Annotated in this window: 15 protein-coding genes; 6 read left to right on the top strand and 9 right to left on the bottom strand. The window is 69.5% G+C overall.

What is annotated here, in order from left to right; genetic code table 11:
• Window positions 1-82 precede the first annotated feature (82 nt).
• Entirely contained in the window at window positions 83-295 is a 213-nt protein-coding gene (locus IEX84_RS03015; RefSeq protein WP_188869657.1) for a hypothetical protein, read from the top strand.
• A complete protein-coding gene (locus IEX84_RS03020; protein ID WP_188869659.1) occupies window positions 292-543 on the top strand; it encodes a glutaredoxin family protein in 252 nt (83 codons plus the stop codon). Before IEX84_RS03015 ends, IEX84_RS03020 begins: the two co-directional genes overlap by 4 nt.
• 12 nt (window positions 544-555) lie before the next feature.
• Here the strand turns inward: IEX84_RS03020 and IEX84_RS03025 are convergent, their stop codons facing one another.
• From IEX84_RS03025 to IEX84_RS03040, 4 genes are read right to left on the bottom strand one after another with little or no spacing between them, the layout of a single operon-like run.
• Window positions 556-753, bottom strand: coding sequence for a hypothetical protein (locus tag IEX84_RS03025; RefSeq protein ID WP_188869661.1), 198 nt, complete (start codon window positions 751-753; stop codon window positions 556-558).
• A 28-nt stretch (window positions 754-781) separates the two neighbouring features.
• Window positions 782-2,185: a cytochrome b gene (locus IEX84_RS03030; protein ID WP_188869663.1), complete on the bottom strand. Its 1,404-nt coding sequence runs from the start codon at window positions 2,183-2,185 to the stop codon at window positions 782-784.
• 3 nt (window positions 2,186-2,188) lie between these two features.
• A complete protein-coding gene (locus IEX84_RS03035; protein ID WP_188869665.1) occupies window positions 2,189-2,860 on the bottom strand; it encodes a QcrA and Rieske domain-containing protein in 672 nt (223 codons plus the stop codon).
• Window positions 2,861-2,862: 2 nt separating this feature from the next.
• Window positions 2,863-3,444 carry a hypothetical protein gene (locus IEX84_RS03040; RefSeq protein ID WP_188869667.1) on the bottom strand — a complete coding sequence of 194 codons (582 nt, stop codon included), beginning with the start codon at window positions 3,442-3,444 and terminating at the stop codon, window positions 2,863-2,865.
• A 169-nt stretch (window positions 3,445-3,613) separates the two neighbouring features.
• Between IEX84_RS03040 and IEX84_RS03045 the strand changes: the two genes are divergently transcribed.
• The gene (locus IEX84_RS03045; protein WP_188869669.1) at window positions 3,614-4,303 is read left to right on the top strand and encodes a plastocyanin/azurin family copper-binding protein; all 690 of its coding nucleotides are present in this window, start codon (window positions 3,614-3,616) and stop codon (window positions 4,301-4,303) included.
• Between the two features lies 1 nt (window position 4,304).
• Here IEX84_RS03045 and IEX84_RS03050 read toward each other — a convergent pair whose 3' ends face one another.
• From IEX84_RS03050 to IEX84_RS03065, 4 genes are all read right to left on the bottom strand, one after another.
• Window positions 4,305-5,870 carry a tryptophan--tRNA ligase gene (locus IEX84_RS03050; RefSeq protein ID WP_188869671.1) on the bottom strand — a complete coding sequence of 522 codons (1,566 nt, stop codon included), beginning with the start codon at window positions 5,868-5,870 and terminating at the stop codon, window positions 4,305-4,307.
• Window positions 5,871-5,873: 3 nt separating this feature from the next.
• Window positions 5,874-6,905 (bottom strand): tRNA-intron lyase, encoded by a 1,032-nt coding sequence (gene endA, locus IEX84_RS03055; RefSeq protein ID WP_188869673.1) that lies wholly within the window; start codon window positions 6,903-6,905, stop codon window positions 5,874-5,876.
• Window positions 6,906-7,007: 102 nt separating this feature from the next.
• Entirely contained in the window at window positions 7,008-7,736 is a 729-nt protein-coding gene (locus tag IEX84_RS03060; protein ID WP_188869675.1) for an endonuclease NucS domain-containing protein, read from the bottom strand.
• 55 nt (window positions 7,737-7,791) lie between these two features.
• Window positions 7,792-10,149, bottom strand: a complete 2,358-nt coding sequence (locus IEX84_RS03065) for a DEAD/DEAH box helicase (protein ID WP_188869677.1) — start codon at window positions 10,147-10,149, stop codon at window positions 7,792-7,794.
• Window positions 10,150-10,275: 126 nt separating this feature from the next.
• Between IEX84_RS03065 and pheA the strand changes: the two genes are divergently transcribed.
• The 3 genes from pheA to IEX84_RS03080 all read left to right on the top strand — a co-directional run bounded on the left by pheA (window position 10,276) and on the right by IEX84_RS03080 (window position 12,501).
• Entirely contained in the window at window positions 10,276-11,085 is an 810-nt protein-coding gene (gene pheA / locus IEX84_RS03070) for a prephenate dehydratase (RefSeq protein ID WP_188869679.1), read from the top strand.
• A 221-nt stretch (window positions 11,086-11,306) separates the two neighbouring features.
• Complete coding sequence (locus IEX84_RS03075) at window positions 11,307-11,696, top strand: Hsp20/alpha crystallin family protein (protein WP_188869681.1); 390 nt, start codon at window positions 11,307-11,309, stop codon at window positions 11,694-11,696.
• Between the two features lie 355 nt (window positions 11,697-12,051).
• Window positions 12,052-12,501 carry a peroxiredoxin gene (locus tag IEX84_RS03080; RefSeq protein ID WP_188869683.1) on the top strand — a complete coding sequence of 150 codons (450 nt, stop codon included), beginning with the start codon at window positions 12,052-12,054 and terminating at the stop codon, window positions 12,499-12,501.
• Here IEX84_RS03080 and IEX84_RS03085 read toward each other — a convergent pair.
• Entirely contained in the window at window positions 12,484-12,999 is a 516-nt protein-coding gene (locus IEX84_RS03085; RefSeq protein WP_188869684.1) for a hypothetical protein, read from the bottom strand. The genes IEX84_RS03080 and IEX84_RS03085 overlap by 18 nt on opposite strands.
• Window positions 13,000-13,007: the final 8 nt, after the last annotated feature.

Below are 13,007 nucleotides of genomic sequence, written 5' to 3' on the forward strand. Positions count from 1 at the left end.
CTCTCTCGATCCACGAGCGGTGCGACCGCGCCGTCGAACGCATCCGGTAGCGTTAGGGGCGACGACGCAGAAAGGGACGGCTATGGCAGGAACTCTCGCCGGCTACGACCCGTTCGATGCGCTCGGCACCGTCCTGGGCGTCTACCTCGCGCTCGCCGCGCTCGCGACCCTCGTCGGAATGCCGTGGCAGTACACCGGCGGCGCGGGCGTGATGGTCCTCCAGGTCGTCGGCTGCGTGCTCACGTTCCTCGTCGGCGCCGCGCTCCTCGGCCTCGTCTACCGCGTCGGTCGATGAGCGTCGCCATCACCGTGTACAGACGCGAGGAGTGCCACCTCTGCGACGAAGCCGAACGAACCATCGACGACGTCGTCGACGACCTCGACGTCCCGGTGAACGTGACCACACGCGACGTCGACGCCGACCCCGAGCTCGAAGCCGAGTACGGCGAACGCGTCCCGTACGTGGAAGTGGAGGGCGGCGTCACGTTCGAACACCGCGTCGAGGCGTCGCGCCTGCGGCGCGCGATTATGGACGCGGCGTAACCGACTCGACCGTCAGTCGCCGGCGTCGGCCTCGACGTCCGGCTCGACGAACACCGTCGCGACACCCAAGCAGAGGCCGAAGAGCCCGCAGACGATTCTGAGCGGGCCGTGGAGCGTCCCCGGAACGAGCGCGACGGTCACCAGCACGAGCCCGAGGAGCTTCGTCACCCTATCGAGGAAACGATAGCGCCGCGGCGAGAGCGAAGGCATCGGAAGAAGTGAAGGGAATGAACGTTGGTCAGTCGTCGGAGACGGCGGTGTTCGCCGTGTCGGAGTCGTCGTCGGTCGGGGCGGCGTCCGAATTGCGCTCACGGCGTTCGACCCCGCGCTTGAGCACGAGGTAAGTGATGACGCCCCAGACGATGGGGACGAGTATCGTGAGGTAGAGCAGGTAGCTCGTCACCTCACCGGTCGGGATGCCCGTAACCTCGGCGACCGTCCCGTTCATCGCGGCGATGGAGAGCACGATGACGAAGACTATCGAGGCGACGCCGACGGCGGTCTGGACCGGGCGCTTGATCGGGTCGGCCGTGAAGTGGGCCGCGTCCGACTCGTAGTCGAGGAACGGCCAGAGCACGAGGACGCCGCCGATGACGCCGGGGAGGAGCACGCCGCCGACGAACTCGGCGAGCGGCACGAAGTCGGGGATTATCTTCAGGAGCCCGAACACCCACATGAAGTACCAGTCAGGTGCGACCCCGGCCGGCGTGCTGAACGGGTCGTTGGGACCCCAGACGGGGAGGCGCTGGACGGGGAAGAGCCCCGCGAGCAGCGAGAGGACGGCGAACGTCGAGAGGAAGACGATGAGCATCACCGCCGCCTGGTTCGGGAGGAGCGGGACGCCGGTGACGAGGCCCTCGTTGGACGCATCGACGTCCGCCTCGGCGTCACGCCCGCTCTCCTGGTCCGTGTGCTTCTGACGGATGAGCAGGAACATGTGGACGGCGATGAGGCCGCCGATGACGAGCGGGATGAGGAAGGTGTGGTAGAAGAACATCCGCGGGAGGATGGCGCCCGCGTTGTCCGGCCACAGCCCGCCGAAGACGATCTTCGTCAGCGTCTCGCCGATGACGGGGATGGAGCCCGCGAGGTTGAACCCGATCCCGGTCGCCGTCGAACCGTACTCGTCGAAGGGGAGCGCGTACCCCATGAAGCCCTCGATGAGGCCGAGGAACAGCAGTGTCGACCCGACGACCCAGTTGAGCTCGCGCGGATTGCGGTACGCGCCGCTGAAGAAGACGCGGAACATGTGGAGGCCCATCGCGGCGATGAAGAGGTACGCCCCCCAGTGATGGACCATCCGGATGAACATCCCCATCGGGACGTCGTAGGTGATCCGCATGACGGACGCGAACGCCACCGGCACCGAGGTGCCGGCGTAGTTCGCGACGATGCCCTGGTAGGTCGTGTCGGCGGCACCCGGGCGGTAGAGCAGGCCGAGGAACGTCCCGGTGAGGACGAGGAAGACGAAGCTGAACAGCGTGACTTCGCCGAGGAGGAAGGACGCGTAGCGGTCCTCCGGGAACGCCTTCCCGAGGAACTCGTCGTCGAGGTCGAGGCGGTCGTCGAGCCAGCGGTAGACGCGACTCCCGTCGTACTGCTGGGCGTCCTCGCTCTCGTCGGATTCGGTGATCGTACTCATCGGTTACTCACCGGCCCCGATGTGGGCCTCGAACGGACCCGTGGCGATTATCAGTTGCTCTCCGTCCTCGGCGACCCCGACGGGCAGCTGGGGGAGCGGCCGGGGTGCGGGGCCGCTGACGACCTCCGCACCCGAGAGCGGGTTGAACTGGCTCTGGTGGCACGGGCAGAGGAAGTCCCGGTCGTTCGGCCCCGTCCGCTGGGAGACCGTACAGCCGGCGTGCGTGCAGACCGCGGAGTACGCCGAGTACCCCTGGGCGGTCCCGTCGAGCATCGTCGGCTCGCTGTAGTCGCCCTCGGAGAACCGGACGAGGAGCGTCGTGGCGACCGGCACTTGGAGCGCGCCGCCGCCCTCCTTCTCGGGGAAGACGGTCATGCTCTCGCCGCTCCCCTGCTCGATGGCGTCGACGGTGAGGGGGTTGCCCTCGCCGTCGACGACGCGCGTACCCTGCGTGTAGAGCGTCTGGTAGTTGTAGTCGGGGCCGCCGGAGAGCGCGGACTCGTCGAGGCCGTAGAGGCCGGTGACGGCGAAGCTCCCGATTGCGGCCGCACCGCCGAGCGCCGCGAAGAACTTGGCGGCGTTCCGCCGGGTCGACTGGAGGCGGTCCTCCTCGTAGTCGACCTCGGACTGTGCCTGGGCGTCGGTGTCGGCGTCGGTGTCGTCGTTCGTGGACATAGTCAGTGGTCGCGTTCCTCCGCGACCTCGATGGTCGGCATGAAGTGCGTGTAGTACATCAGGACGGTCTCGGAGAGGGAGAGCGCGAGAATCGCACCGTAGAACCCGAGGAACTGGTTCCGGGAGAGCCCCATGACCTCGCCGGCGAACAGCACGGCGAAGACGGCGCTCAGGAACGTGAACAGGCCCATGAGCCAGACGGCCCGGAGACTCGCGTCCGCGGGGTAGTAGGCGATTATCCGTCTGTGCGCGGTCTGGAGGAAGTTCGGCACGTAGGGGAGCGAATCACCCTGCTCGGGGAAGAGTGGCTCCGTCCGTCTCCCCACGTTGTGCGCGTATCGCACCTGCGCGTAGAGGAGTCCGACGAGCGCGAAGAGCGCGATCCAGGAGACGATGCCGGCCGCGTAGACCGAAATCTCCGTGGGCATCGTCACGAACTGTCCCGTCGGCGCGAGTGAGACGTCCTCCCCTGACTGTAGGGGAATCTCGTGGAAGCTATTCCCTCCGCTCGCAATCGCGATGCCCCACATCGGCATGAGCACGATGCCGATGAGCACCAGTATGATGGCCGTTTCGCGTCTCATTGTTTGGGTTGGAAGTCCCGGCGCGCCAGCGGCGCTCGGTACTCGTCGCTACTTGGGTGTTACCCGGTTACGTACATCCTTGTTTCGGTTGTGCACCGGAAAAGCGCGAGGGGGGATCGAAACACACTCAATCCGGGACTGAGTACGATCGTGTACGGACGGCGTTGTCATGAAACGGAGGCAGTTCATCACCAAGACAGGTGGCGCGGGGCTCGCCGCGAGCGGTATCGTCGGCTCCGTCGCCGCACAGGAGAGTGGCGGGGACGATCCCCGGACGGGGTCGGGGACGGAGAGCGACCCGTACGTCGTCGAGATGCACACGGAGGGGTCGGAGTTCCTCTTCGACCCGGTCGGGCTCTACGTCGAGCCGGGCGACTACGTCCAGTGGGTCAACGCGAGCGGGAGCCACTCGACGACGTCGTACTCCTCGTCGAACCCGCAGGCGAGTACGGACCTCATCCCCGAGGACGCCGAGCCCTGGAACAGCGGCACCTTCGAGGAACAGGGCGCGACGTTCACCTACCAGTTCCAGGTCGCGGGGACGTACGACTACTACTGCATCCCGCACAAGACGCTCGGGATGATCGGTCGCGTGGTCTGTGGCGAACCCGGCGGTCCGGCAGCGGGCGAAGAACCCCCGGACTCCGTCGGGAGCGGCGTCCTCCCGGACTCCGAGACCATCGTTGAGGAGCTCGCGCTCGAATACCCCTACATCCCGGAGACCGGCGGGGGCCCCCTCCCGAGCCTCGCGCTCGGCGGCGCGGCGCTGTTCGGCCTCGGGAACGTCTACCTGCTGAGTCAGACGGACCGCTTCTCCGGGCGGTACAGCGAAGACACGACCGACGACACCGAAATCTAGGTCAACGCCGTCGCGGCGATTCGAGTTCGATGTCCGCCGCCTCGAGTCGCTCCTCGACTTCCGCGCGCTTCTCTTGGTGCTCCGCGAGGAACTCCTCCATGAGCGTCGCCGCCTGCTCCTTGCAGTCACCACAGAGGCGCTCGCCCTCGCGGCACTCCTCGTAGACGCGCTCGGCGAACTCGTCGTCGTCGGACGCGAGGAGGTACGCGTAGAGTTCGTACACCGGGCAGTCATCGGGTTCGCCACCGAGTTCGCGCTGTTCCTCGGCGCTCGTCCGGCCGCCCGTGGTCGCCGCCTTCACCTTGTCGTACCCCTCCTCGGGGTCGTCGAGGAGGCTGATGTGGCTCGCGGGGATGCTCGAACTCATCTTCCCGCCGGTGAGCCCCGTCATGAAGCGGTGGTAGATCGAGGAGGGCGGAACGAAACCGTAGCCGCCGTGGGCGACTTCGACCTCGCGGGCGAGGTCCTCGGCGGCGTCGCGGTCCATCTCGAAGCTGTCGACGTGGCCCTCGAAGACGCGTTTCTCGCCCGCCACGGCGTCGATGAGCGCCTCGAAGGCCTCATCGGTCGCGTTCCGGTCGAGGAAACGCACGCGCGGGCGGAGGGGCTCCTTGCCGGCGGCTTCGAGTTTTTCGACGACGCGGTCGCGGGCGTCCCCGTCGGCGTCGGTGAGGTCCGCGTCGGCGAGCCAGTCGGCGGCCGCGACGCACCGCACGGGCTCGTCGGTGTCCGGGTCGCGGAGCGCGTCGTAGGCCCGCGCGAGGAGGGCGCGTTCGTCCTCGTCGTCGACCTCGAAGGACGCGAACGCCTCCGTGACGCCGAAGTACCGCGTGCGGGCGGCGAGGTCGCGCGCGAAGCGGACGTGCGGGTCCTGGTCGGGCCCGACCGGCACCACGGTGGGTTTCGGCTCGTCGAGCTGGGGCGAGAGGATGTCCGCCATCTGGGTGACGACGGACTGCATGTGAGAGACGTCGGTCTCGCCGTCGAAGCCGTAGATGCCCTCGAATTCGGAGAAGTTCGCCTCGATGCCGAGTTCGAAGGCGAGGTCCTGGACCTCGCGGTTCGTCGACTGGCGGTAGAGCGTCCCCGCTTCGGGGTCGAAGCCGAGCGCGAGGAGCGAGAGGAGATAGTCCTTCGTGTGCTCGTCTATCTCCGCCCACGAGAGGGCGCGCGCCGCGTGCGCTTCGAGGTCGGCGATGAGCGCGGTCGCGTCGCCGCCCTGCTCCTGGTGCCAGATTATCTCGTCGAAGACCATCTTGTGGCCGATGTGGGGGTCGCCGGTCGGCATGAAGCCGGAGAGCGCAGCGAACGGCTCGTCGTCGCGCATCGCCGCCAGGACGCGCCGATAGTCACGGTGGCCGAAGATTATCGCCCGCCGCATCAGGTAGTGCGGGGTCGGGACGTCGCCGAGGACGTCCTCGAAGGACTCGATGCCGAACTCCTCGAAGAGCTTGCGGTAGTCGGAGACGGTGGAGGAGCCCCACGGGTCGAGCGCGAGGTCGTCGGCACCGTCCGTCGTCTCCGTCCCGCCGTCCGTCGCGGCCGTGTCCGTGTGGTCTGCAGTCATAACTTAGGGCGTGAGTCGGCTCGCGGCGAGCCAGGTGATGTCGTCTCTGTGTGCCAGCGCAAAAACCATTCGCTTCCGCACTCCGTGGGCGAGTCTGACGTCGAGCGCGAGGTCGCGCGGGTCGAAGACGTGGCCGGGTTCGAGACAGCGGACGAGCCACTCGGAGTGGCCGAGGTCCGCGACGTCCGAGACGTCCGCGTACGTCCGGAAGTCCGCGCCGAACTTGAAGCCGGTCTTGGGGACGAGCCCGCGGTCCCGAAGCTCCCGGTAGGTTCGCAGCCGCCGGTCGAAACGCCCGCGTTCGACCGCGCGACCGCGCTCGACGAGTTCGTTCACGTCGCCGTCGCGTTCGGGGAGGACGAGGTCGCCCTCCGCGGCGAGATACGCGGCCTCGACGAGTGAGAGCTGTACCGCGCCGACGTCGGAGGCGCGACTGGAGAGCTCCTGGCCGTAGAAGGCCGAGCGGTGGAGTGCCGTCGGGGGCTCCCAGACGACGACGCGGTCGTCGAGGAGGACGCCCTCGGCTGGTTCGTCGAGTTCGTACTCGGTGTCGCCCGTGGGGGTGACGCGCTCGGTTTCGAGATAGGTGAGCTCGGACTCCTCGTCGACGACGGCGAGGACGGTGTCGCCGAGTTCGGCGGCGGGGACGTCGGTGCGTTCACCGACGACGCGGACGCGGTACGCGATTTCGTCGTCGCGCGGGCCCTTCCCGCGCGGGTAGACGACGAAGTCCGCGTCGCCCGGTTCCTCGACCCAGTCCTCGCGCGCGGGCGAGAGGTAGAACCCCCGGTCCCGGAGGTCCATATAGACGAGAAAGCGCGTGCTGAAGCCGCTGTCGCCGGCGGCGAGGAACTCCCGGAACCCCATGCCGTCGACGGCATCGAGTTCGCCGCGAAAGAGGAGGTGCGCCGCCTCGACGCGCGAGAGGGCGATTTCGTTTCCGCCGCGGGGCACCCCGTACCCGCTGGCGTCGTGGAACCGCTGGCGGGCGTCGTCGCCGACGACGACCCGGTCCCCCCGGAGTTGACCGTTCATACCGTCACCGTGTGACGCCGGCGACCAAAGGGCCTACGGTGCGCCGGTCGCGTCCCGCGACCGTTCGCACGCGTCGCGTCCGCACGCTCGTCGGTCGGCGCGTTACGGTGCGCGGGCCGGGCACGCCGTCGCCAGACAGCGGGTGCCACCCGGCGTCTCGAAGCGCGGGCCACCGCAGTCGCACTCGCCGACGACGACACCCGTCGGGACCGCGTACGCGTTCTCGCAGTCCTCGCAGCGGGCCCGGAGGGCGTTCCGGCGCTCGACGTGCAGCGCTCCCCCACAGGTGGGACAGTCCCACGCGCCGTCGAAGCGCTCGCGGACCGCGGCGTCGATGGACTCGCAGTGTCTGTCGAGACAGAGGTCGAAGATAGCGCCGCGCTCGACGCGAATCGTCGGGAGGCCGCAGTCGTCGCACGTCTCGTCGCGGACCGTCGCGTCGCGCGGGAGGGGGTAGCGCGCCCGACAGCCGACGCAGACGACCTCGCCGCGCGCCCGGACGAGCGGGCCGTCGCAGTCCGGGCAGTCGCCGACTTCTGGGCCGGCGGGCGTGACGGGCGCGAAGGTGTCGAGCGTCGTCTCGTGGCTCCGCACGTCGAGGCGTTCGGTCCCGGAGCCCGCGACGAGGCGGACGCCGTCGGCGTCGCTCGCGTAGCGCACCACGTCCGCGCGGGTCAGCCACGACGCCGGCTGGTAGCCCGACTCGTCGTGGACGAGCACGGTGTTGTCGGGTTTGACGAGCACCACCACCTCGCCGCGTTTCTCGGTGCGCTCGTCGTCCTCGTAGGAGACGGTACAGTCGCCGGCCAGCACGCGGGTCGCGTCCTGCATGGGGAGCGATGGCCCCGTCACCGTAGAAGAACCCGCAGGCGATTTCGTGAGTCCGTCAGACGATGTCGACGGTCCGTGTCTCCGAGACGGTGTCGAGGACGCTCTCGGGGAAGACGACGTCGACGGCGTAGACGAGCGCGTCGTCGTCCGCGCCGAAGACGCCGACGGGGAGGGTCGTCGCGCCGTCGAGGTACGTGGTCGTGCTCGTCATCTCGACGGTCTCGCCGTCCCCCCCATCGCGGGTCGCGGTGACGCGACAGACGACGCGTGCGGCTCCGCCGTCGTTTCGCACCGTCACCTCCCGCATGTCGTTCTCGCCGCGGGCGACCGAGTCGGGGAAGTCGCCCCAGTGAATCGAGACGTCCGGGAGCGCGCCGGCCTGCTCCATCACGGCGTCCGCGACGCCGCCCGAGAGGCCCGCGTCGACGAGGCCGTCGCGGCCCGCCGCGCGGACGTCGGCGACGCTCGTGAGCCCCTCGTCGACGAGGCGGTGGGCGCGGCCGGCCCCGACGCCGTCGAGCGCGGTGAGTTCGACGGCCTCCGCGGGGACGCCGGTGTCGATGCGGGCTTCGAGGCGGTGGGCGAGGTTCGCGCCGTCGGGTTCGTCGAAGCGTTCGAGGAACTCGGCGAGCGCCGCGAGGAGGCGCAGGGCGTTCTGTCTGATGACCCACGCGTCCGAGCGGAGTTCGGGCGGCGTCGAGCCACGCATCGCGCCGTAGAGCACGCCGAGGACCTTCCGGGGGCCCGGGTCGAGGTCGTCGCCGCGCCCGCCGAGGACGGAGGCGACGGCCTCGCGCTCGTCGCGGCGGGCGCTCACGCTCTCGAACTCCGCGGAGCGCGCGACGGCGCGGAGGATACCGGTCTCGTCGACGTCGCCCTCGGCGAGGTCGCGGAAGCCGACCGCGGTGTCCATGTCGAGGTAGTACGTCGAGGTGAGCATCCCCAACTGGGTGGCGGTCAACCCGAGGTCGTCGTGCGCGCGGACGAACCCCTCCTCGATGAGGTCGTCGAGGACGCCGCGCACGCGCTCGCGGACGGTGGCGAAGTCGTAGGCCTCGGGGGCGGACTGCGCGCGGCGGTAGTAGAACGTCGTCTCCAGCCACGACAGCACGTCGTCGAGGTCGTCGACGGTCCCGAGCGCGATCTCGGCGTTCAGGTGCTCGGGGAGGTCGGCGGCGAGCGCGGACTCGATCTCCTTGCCCTCGCGGAGGAGTTCCCGGTACTTGCCGGCCTCCGCGTTGTCGCAGACGACCCAGCCGTAGCCGACGTCGTCGTACCCCGGGCGGCCCGCGCGCCCGAGCATCTGGAGGACGTCGAGCGGGCTCATGTCGACTTCGCCCTCCAGGGGCTCGTGGTACTTCGTGTCGCGGATGACGACGCAGCGTGCGGGGAGGTTGACGCCCCACGCGAGCGTCGACGTCGAGAAGAGGAGACCGACCTTCCCCTCTCGGAACCACGCCTCCACGCGGTCCTTATCACCCTTCGAGAGGCCGGCGTGGTGGAACGCCACCCCATCCAGGACGCTCTTTCGGAGCGTGTCGTTGTCGAGTTCCTCGGCGTCGGTGTGGAAGTCGTAGTCGCCGCGCGCGCCCATCGGGACGTCGCGCTCCGCGAGTTCGTCGCGGGCCTTCTCGGCCGCGCGAACGGTGTCCTGCCTGGAGGCGACGAAGCAGAGCGCCTGGCCGTCCTCGCGGAGGTGGGGTTCGGCCCGGTCGAGGGCCTTGTAGAGGCGTCTGTACTTGTCCGCGAAGGAGTTGTCGCCGTGGACGTACGTCGTGACGTCCGCGTGGAGGTCGACCGGCCGGTACTCGTCCCCGAACTCGAAGGTGCACTCGGGGGGTGCGTCGAGCCACGCGGCGACGTCCTCGACGTTCGGCATCGTCGCGGAGAGCGCGACGATTCGGGGGTCGCAGAGCCGCCGGAAGCGCGAGACGACGACTTCGAGTACCGACCCGCGGTGGTCGCTGTCGAGGAGGTGGACCTCGTCGATGACGACGACGTCGACGTCCGTGACGAACGAATACCGGGGGGAGTCGTGTTTGCGCGTCGCCGAGTCGGCCTTCTCGGGCGTCATCACGAGGACGTCCGCGCGCCGAGCACGCCGCGGGTCGAGGTCGCGTTCGCCCGTGACGACGTACACCGAGTAGCCGAGGTCCTCGAAGCGCTCCCACTCCTCTTCCTTCTCGTTGGTGAGCGCGCGCAGCGGCGCGACGAAGAGCGCGGTGCCGCCGGCGGCGAGCGCCTTACAGATTGCCAGTTCGGCGAGCGCGGTCTTCCCCGAGCCGGTGGGGGCGGCGACGACGACGTTGCCGTCGCGCTCCGTGAGGGCGGGGACGGCCTCGCGTTGCATCCGGTTGAACTCCTCGAACGGGAAGGCGTCCGCGAACTCCGGGACCGCCTCGGCGACCTGCATTATCGGGTAGTGGAAGGACGGGCGGCGGGGAAAGCGTTTCCGTCGCGCGCGGCGCTCGTGGGAGACGGCAATCGGCACCGCGCGGCGGCGACGCCCTTTTCCCGCGTACGCGGCCTATCGTGGGGTATGCACACGGTCACACTCGGCCCCTCCGGGACGTACTCGCATCGCGCCGCGGGCGCGGTCGCCACCGACGACGAGATCGAGTTCCGCGAGTCCATCCGCGACATCGTGGACGCGGTGGCGGACGGCGACGCCGCGCGCGGCGTCGTCCCCATCGAGAACAGCATCGAGGGGAGCGTCACGGAGACCCTGGACGCGCTCGCCGAGCGCGACGTCGCGGTCGTCCGCGAGGTCATCACGCCAATCAAGCACGGCCTCCTCGCCCAATCCGAGGAGTTCGACACCGTGGCGAGCCACCCGCAGGCGCTCGCGCAGTGCCGCGAGTACCTCGACGAGCACTATCCGGATGCGTCCATCGAGGCCGTCGCCTCGACCGCGCGCGGCGTCGAGCTCGCCGGGGAGGACCCGAGCGTCGCCGGCATCGGCCATCCCGACAACGCGACGGGCGACCTGAAGGTCATCGCGGCGGACATCCAGGACCGACGCTCGAACGCGACGCGCTTCTTCGTGCTCGCGCCGCCCGCGGCGCGCTCGGACGCCGGCGGGAAGTCGAGTTTCGTCGTCTACCCGGGCGCGAACTACCCGGGGCTCCTCCTCGAACTCCTCGAACCGTTCGCGGACCGCGGCGTCAACCTCACGCGCGTCGAGTCGCGCCCGAGCGGCGAACACCTCGGCGACTACCTCTTCCACCTCGACGTCGACGGCGGTCTCTTCGAGGAGCGCACGCAGGCGGCGCTCGCGGAGGTCGAGGAAATCGCCGAGAACGGGTGGGTGCGAAAGCTCGGGAGTTACGATGTCGAGCACGTGGTGTGAGTGGGCGAAACCCACTAACACGAACGGGGAGGAACGACCCGTGCGTAGGCGAGACCGAGAGTCTCGCCGAACACGCGAGCGGGAGCGACCGACGCGAGCGACACGCGAGCGACGAGTGGGCGAAGCCCACTAACACGAACGGGGAGGAACGACCCGTGCGTAGGCGAGACCGAGTGCGAACGGCCGACCGCTTTTTGCGTGGACGGGGCGTCGGTCGGGGTATGCGACGTGATCCGTTCGACGAGCTCGGGGAGACGCTGGACGAACTGAACGCCGCGTTCGGGGGCGGCGAGCGTCGCGCGCCGCCCGCGGACGTGGCCGACACGGGCGAGGCGTACGAGGTCCGGCTGGACCTCCCGGGCTACGACCGGGAGGCAATCGACGTGGAGCTCGACGCCCGGACGCTCCGCGTGCGGGCCGAGCGGGACACGGATCGGTCGGTGACGGAGCGCTACGTCACGCGGGAGCGTCGCCACGAGGCGGTGGAGCGAGCGGTGACGCTCCCGGGCGACGTGCAGGAGGCGGGCGCGTCGGCGACGCACGAGAACGGCGTACTGACGGTTCGACTCCCGAAGGACGGCCCGAGCGAGGAGCACATCGCCGTCGAATAGGCTCGAAAAGCGGTCGCCGACGGCGACCGGACCGGAAAGCGCGTCGCTACCGCTCGACGGAGTAGCGTCGGGCGGTCGAAAATACCGACCGACCCTCTGTCGTGTCTCCAGCTCCATCTTTTTCCGGCGAGGGGTCGCTCCGCGACCCGCACGCCGCAAAAACATGGGTGAAAAAGGCCGGTCGCCGACGGCGACCGGACCGGAAAGCGCGTCGCTACCGCTCGATGGAGTAGCGTCGGGCGGTCGAAAATACCGACCGGCCCTCTGTCGTATCTACTGCTTGTGACGAGAACTACTTAAAGGCAGTTCGCCGGGGGGCGCAACGGCGAAGTGGCGACGGCGCATGGGCACGGGTATGCTCGACGAAGGCGACGACGCACCGACGGTCACGGCCGAGGACCAGGGCGGCGAGACGCTCACGCTCGACTTCGAGGCACCGACGGTACTCTACTTCTACCCGCGCGACGACACACCGGGGTGTACGATAGAGGCGAAGGGCTTCGACGCGGAGTTGGCGGCGTACGACGAGGCCGGCGTCGCGGTCTACGGCGTCTCGACGGACGACGCGGCCTCCCACCGGGAGTTCCGCGAGAAGTACGGGCTGGACGTGGACCTGCTCGCGGACCCCGAGGGCGAGGTCGCGGCGGCGTTCGACGTCGACACGTCCGGGGGCGCGGCGGAGCGCGTGACGTTCGTGCTCGCGGACGGCACCGTGCGGGCGGCGTACGGGGGCGTGTCGCCGGACGGGCACGCCGAATCCGTCCTCGACGACATCCGCGCGTCGGGGCTACTCCCCGAGGAGTGAGGTGACGGCGTCGGCGGCGTCGCGGACGGCGGACTCCCACTCCCCGTCGGGGTCCGCGCCGTGTTTCGGCGGCGAGAGCGCGAGGTCGCGGGCAGCGTAGGTGAACCCCTCGACGTGCGCGGTGGCGAGACGGCCGACGAACGCCGCGTTTTCGCGCTTCGAGGAGACGCCGCCCGTCTCCAGGTCGTAGTAGTCACTGAACAATTGGACGAGGACCACGGGGCGCTCGAAGTCCCCCTCGTCGGCGTAGCGGGCGAGTTTCACGGGGTTGTTGGCGGGGTCGGCGCGACGCATCTCGACTTCGACGAGGACCAGCGGCGCGTCGGCGGCGGCAGTCTCGGAGCGGGGAACGGCGGCGTCGCCATCGGAGTCGGGCGCGCCGGCGACGTCGACGGGCGTTCGGCGCGCGTACCACTCCGTCTCCCACGTGCGCGCGGGGAGGCGCTCGGCGAGCGCGTCCCGGAGGGCGCGTTGGACGCGCGCCGTGAAGTCGGCCACGAGCTGGC

This window comes from Halarchaeum rubridurum, assembly GCF_014647115.1.
Taxonomy (GTDB): Archaea; Halobacteriota; Halobacteria; order Halobacteriales; family Halobacteriaceae; genus Halarchaeum; species Halarchaeum rubridurum.

What these genes read in the sequence shown, in the direction of transcription:
- IEX84_RS03075 (WP_188869681.1), top strand. Translation starts at nt 11,307, where the DNA reads ATGCGACGTGATCCGTTCGACGAGCTCGGGGAGACGCTGGACGAACTG.
- IEX84_RS03030 (WP_188869663.1), bottom strand. Translation starts at nt 2,185, where the DNA reads ATGAGTACGATCACCGAATCCGACGAGAGCGAGGACGCCCAGCAGTAC.
- IEX84_RS03020 (WP_188869659.1), top strand. Translation starts at nt 292, where the DNA reads ATGAGCGTCGCCATCACCGTGTACAGACGCGAGGAGTGCCACCTCTGC.
- IEX84_RS03040 (WP_188869667.1), bottom strand. Translation starts at nt 3,444, where the DNA reads ATGAGACGCGAAACGGCCATCATACTGGTGCTCATCGGCATCGTGCTC.
- IEX84_RS03050 (WP_188869671.1), bottom strand. Translation starts at nt 5,870, where the DNA reads ATGACTGCAGACCACACGGACACGGCCGCGACGGACGGCGGGACGGAG.
- IEX84_RS03065 (WP_188869677.1), bottom strand. Translation starts at nt 10,149, where the DNA reads ATGCAGGTCGCCGAGGCGGTCCCGGAGTTCGCGGACGCCTTCCCGTTC.
- IEX84_RS03035 (WP_188869665.1), bottom strand. Translation starts at nt 2,860, where the DNA reads ATGTCCACGAACGACGACACCGACGCCGACACCGACGCCCAGGCACAG.
- pheA (WP_188869679.1), top strand. Translation starts at nt 10,276, where the DNA reads ATGCACACGGTCACACTCGGCCCCTCCGGGACGTACTCGCATCGCGCC.
- IEX84_RS03080 (WP_188869683.1), top strand. Translation starts at nt 12,052, where the DNA reads ATGCTCGACGAAGGCGACGACGCACCGACGGTCACGGCCGAGGACCAG.
- IEX84_RS03025 (WP_188869661.1), bottom strand. Translation starts at nt 753, where the DNA reads ATGCCTTCGCTCTCGCCGCGGCGCTATCGTTTCCTCGATAGGGTGACG.
- IEX84_RS03060 (WP_188869675.1), bottom strand. Translation starts at nt 7,736, where the DNA reads ATGCAGGACGCGACCCGCGTGCTGGCCGGCGACTGTACCGTCTCCTAC.
- IEX84_RS03015 (WP_188869657.1), top strand. Translation starts at nt 83, where the DNA reads ATGGCAGGAACTCTCGCCGGCTACGACCCGTTCGATGCGCTCGGCACC.
- IEX84_RS03045 (WP_188869669.1), top strand. Translation starts at nt 3,614, where the DNA reads ATGAAACGGAGGCAGTTCATCACCAAGACAGGTGGCGCGGGGCTCGCC.
- endA (WP_188869673.1), bottom strand. Translation starts at nt 6,905, where the DNA reads ATGAACGGTCAACTCCGGGGGGACCGGGTCGTCGTCGGCGACGACGCC.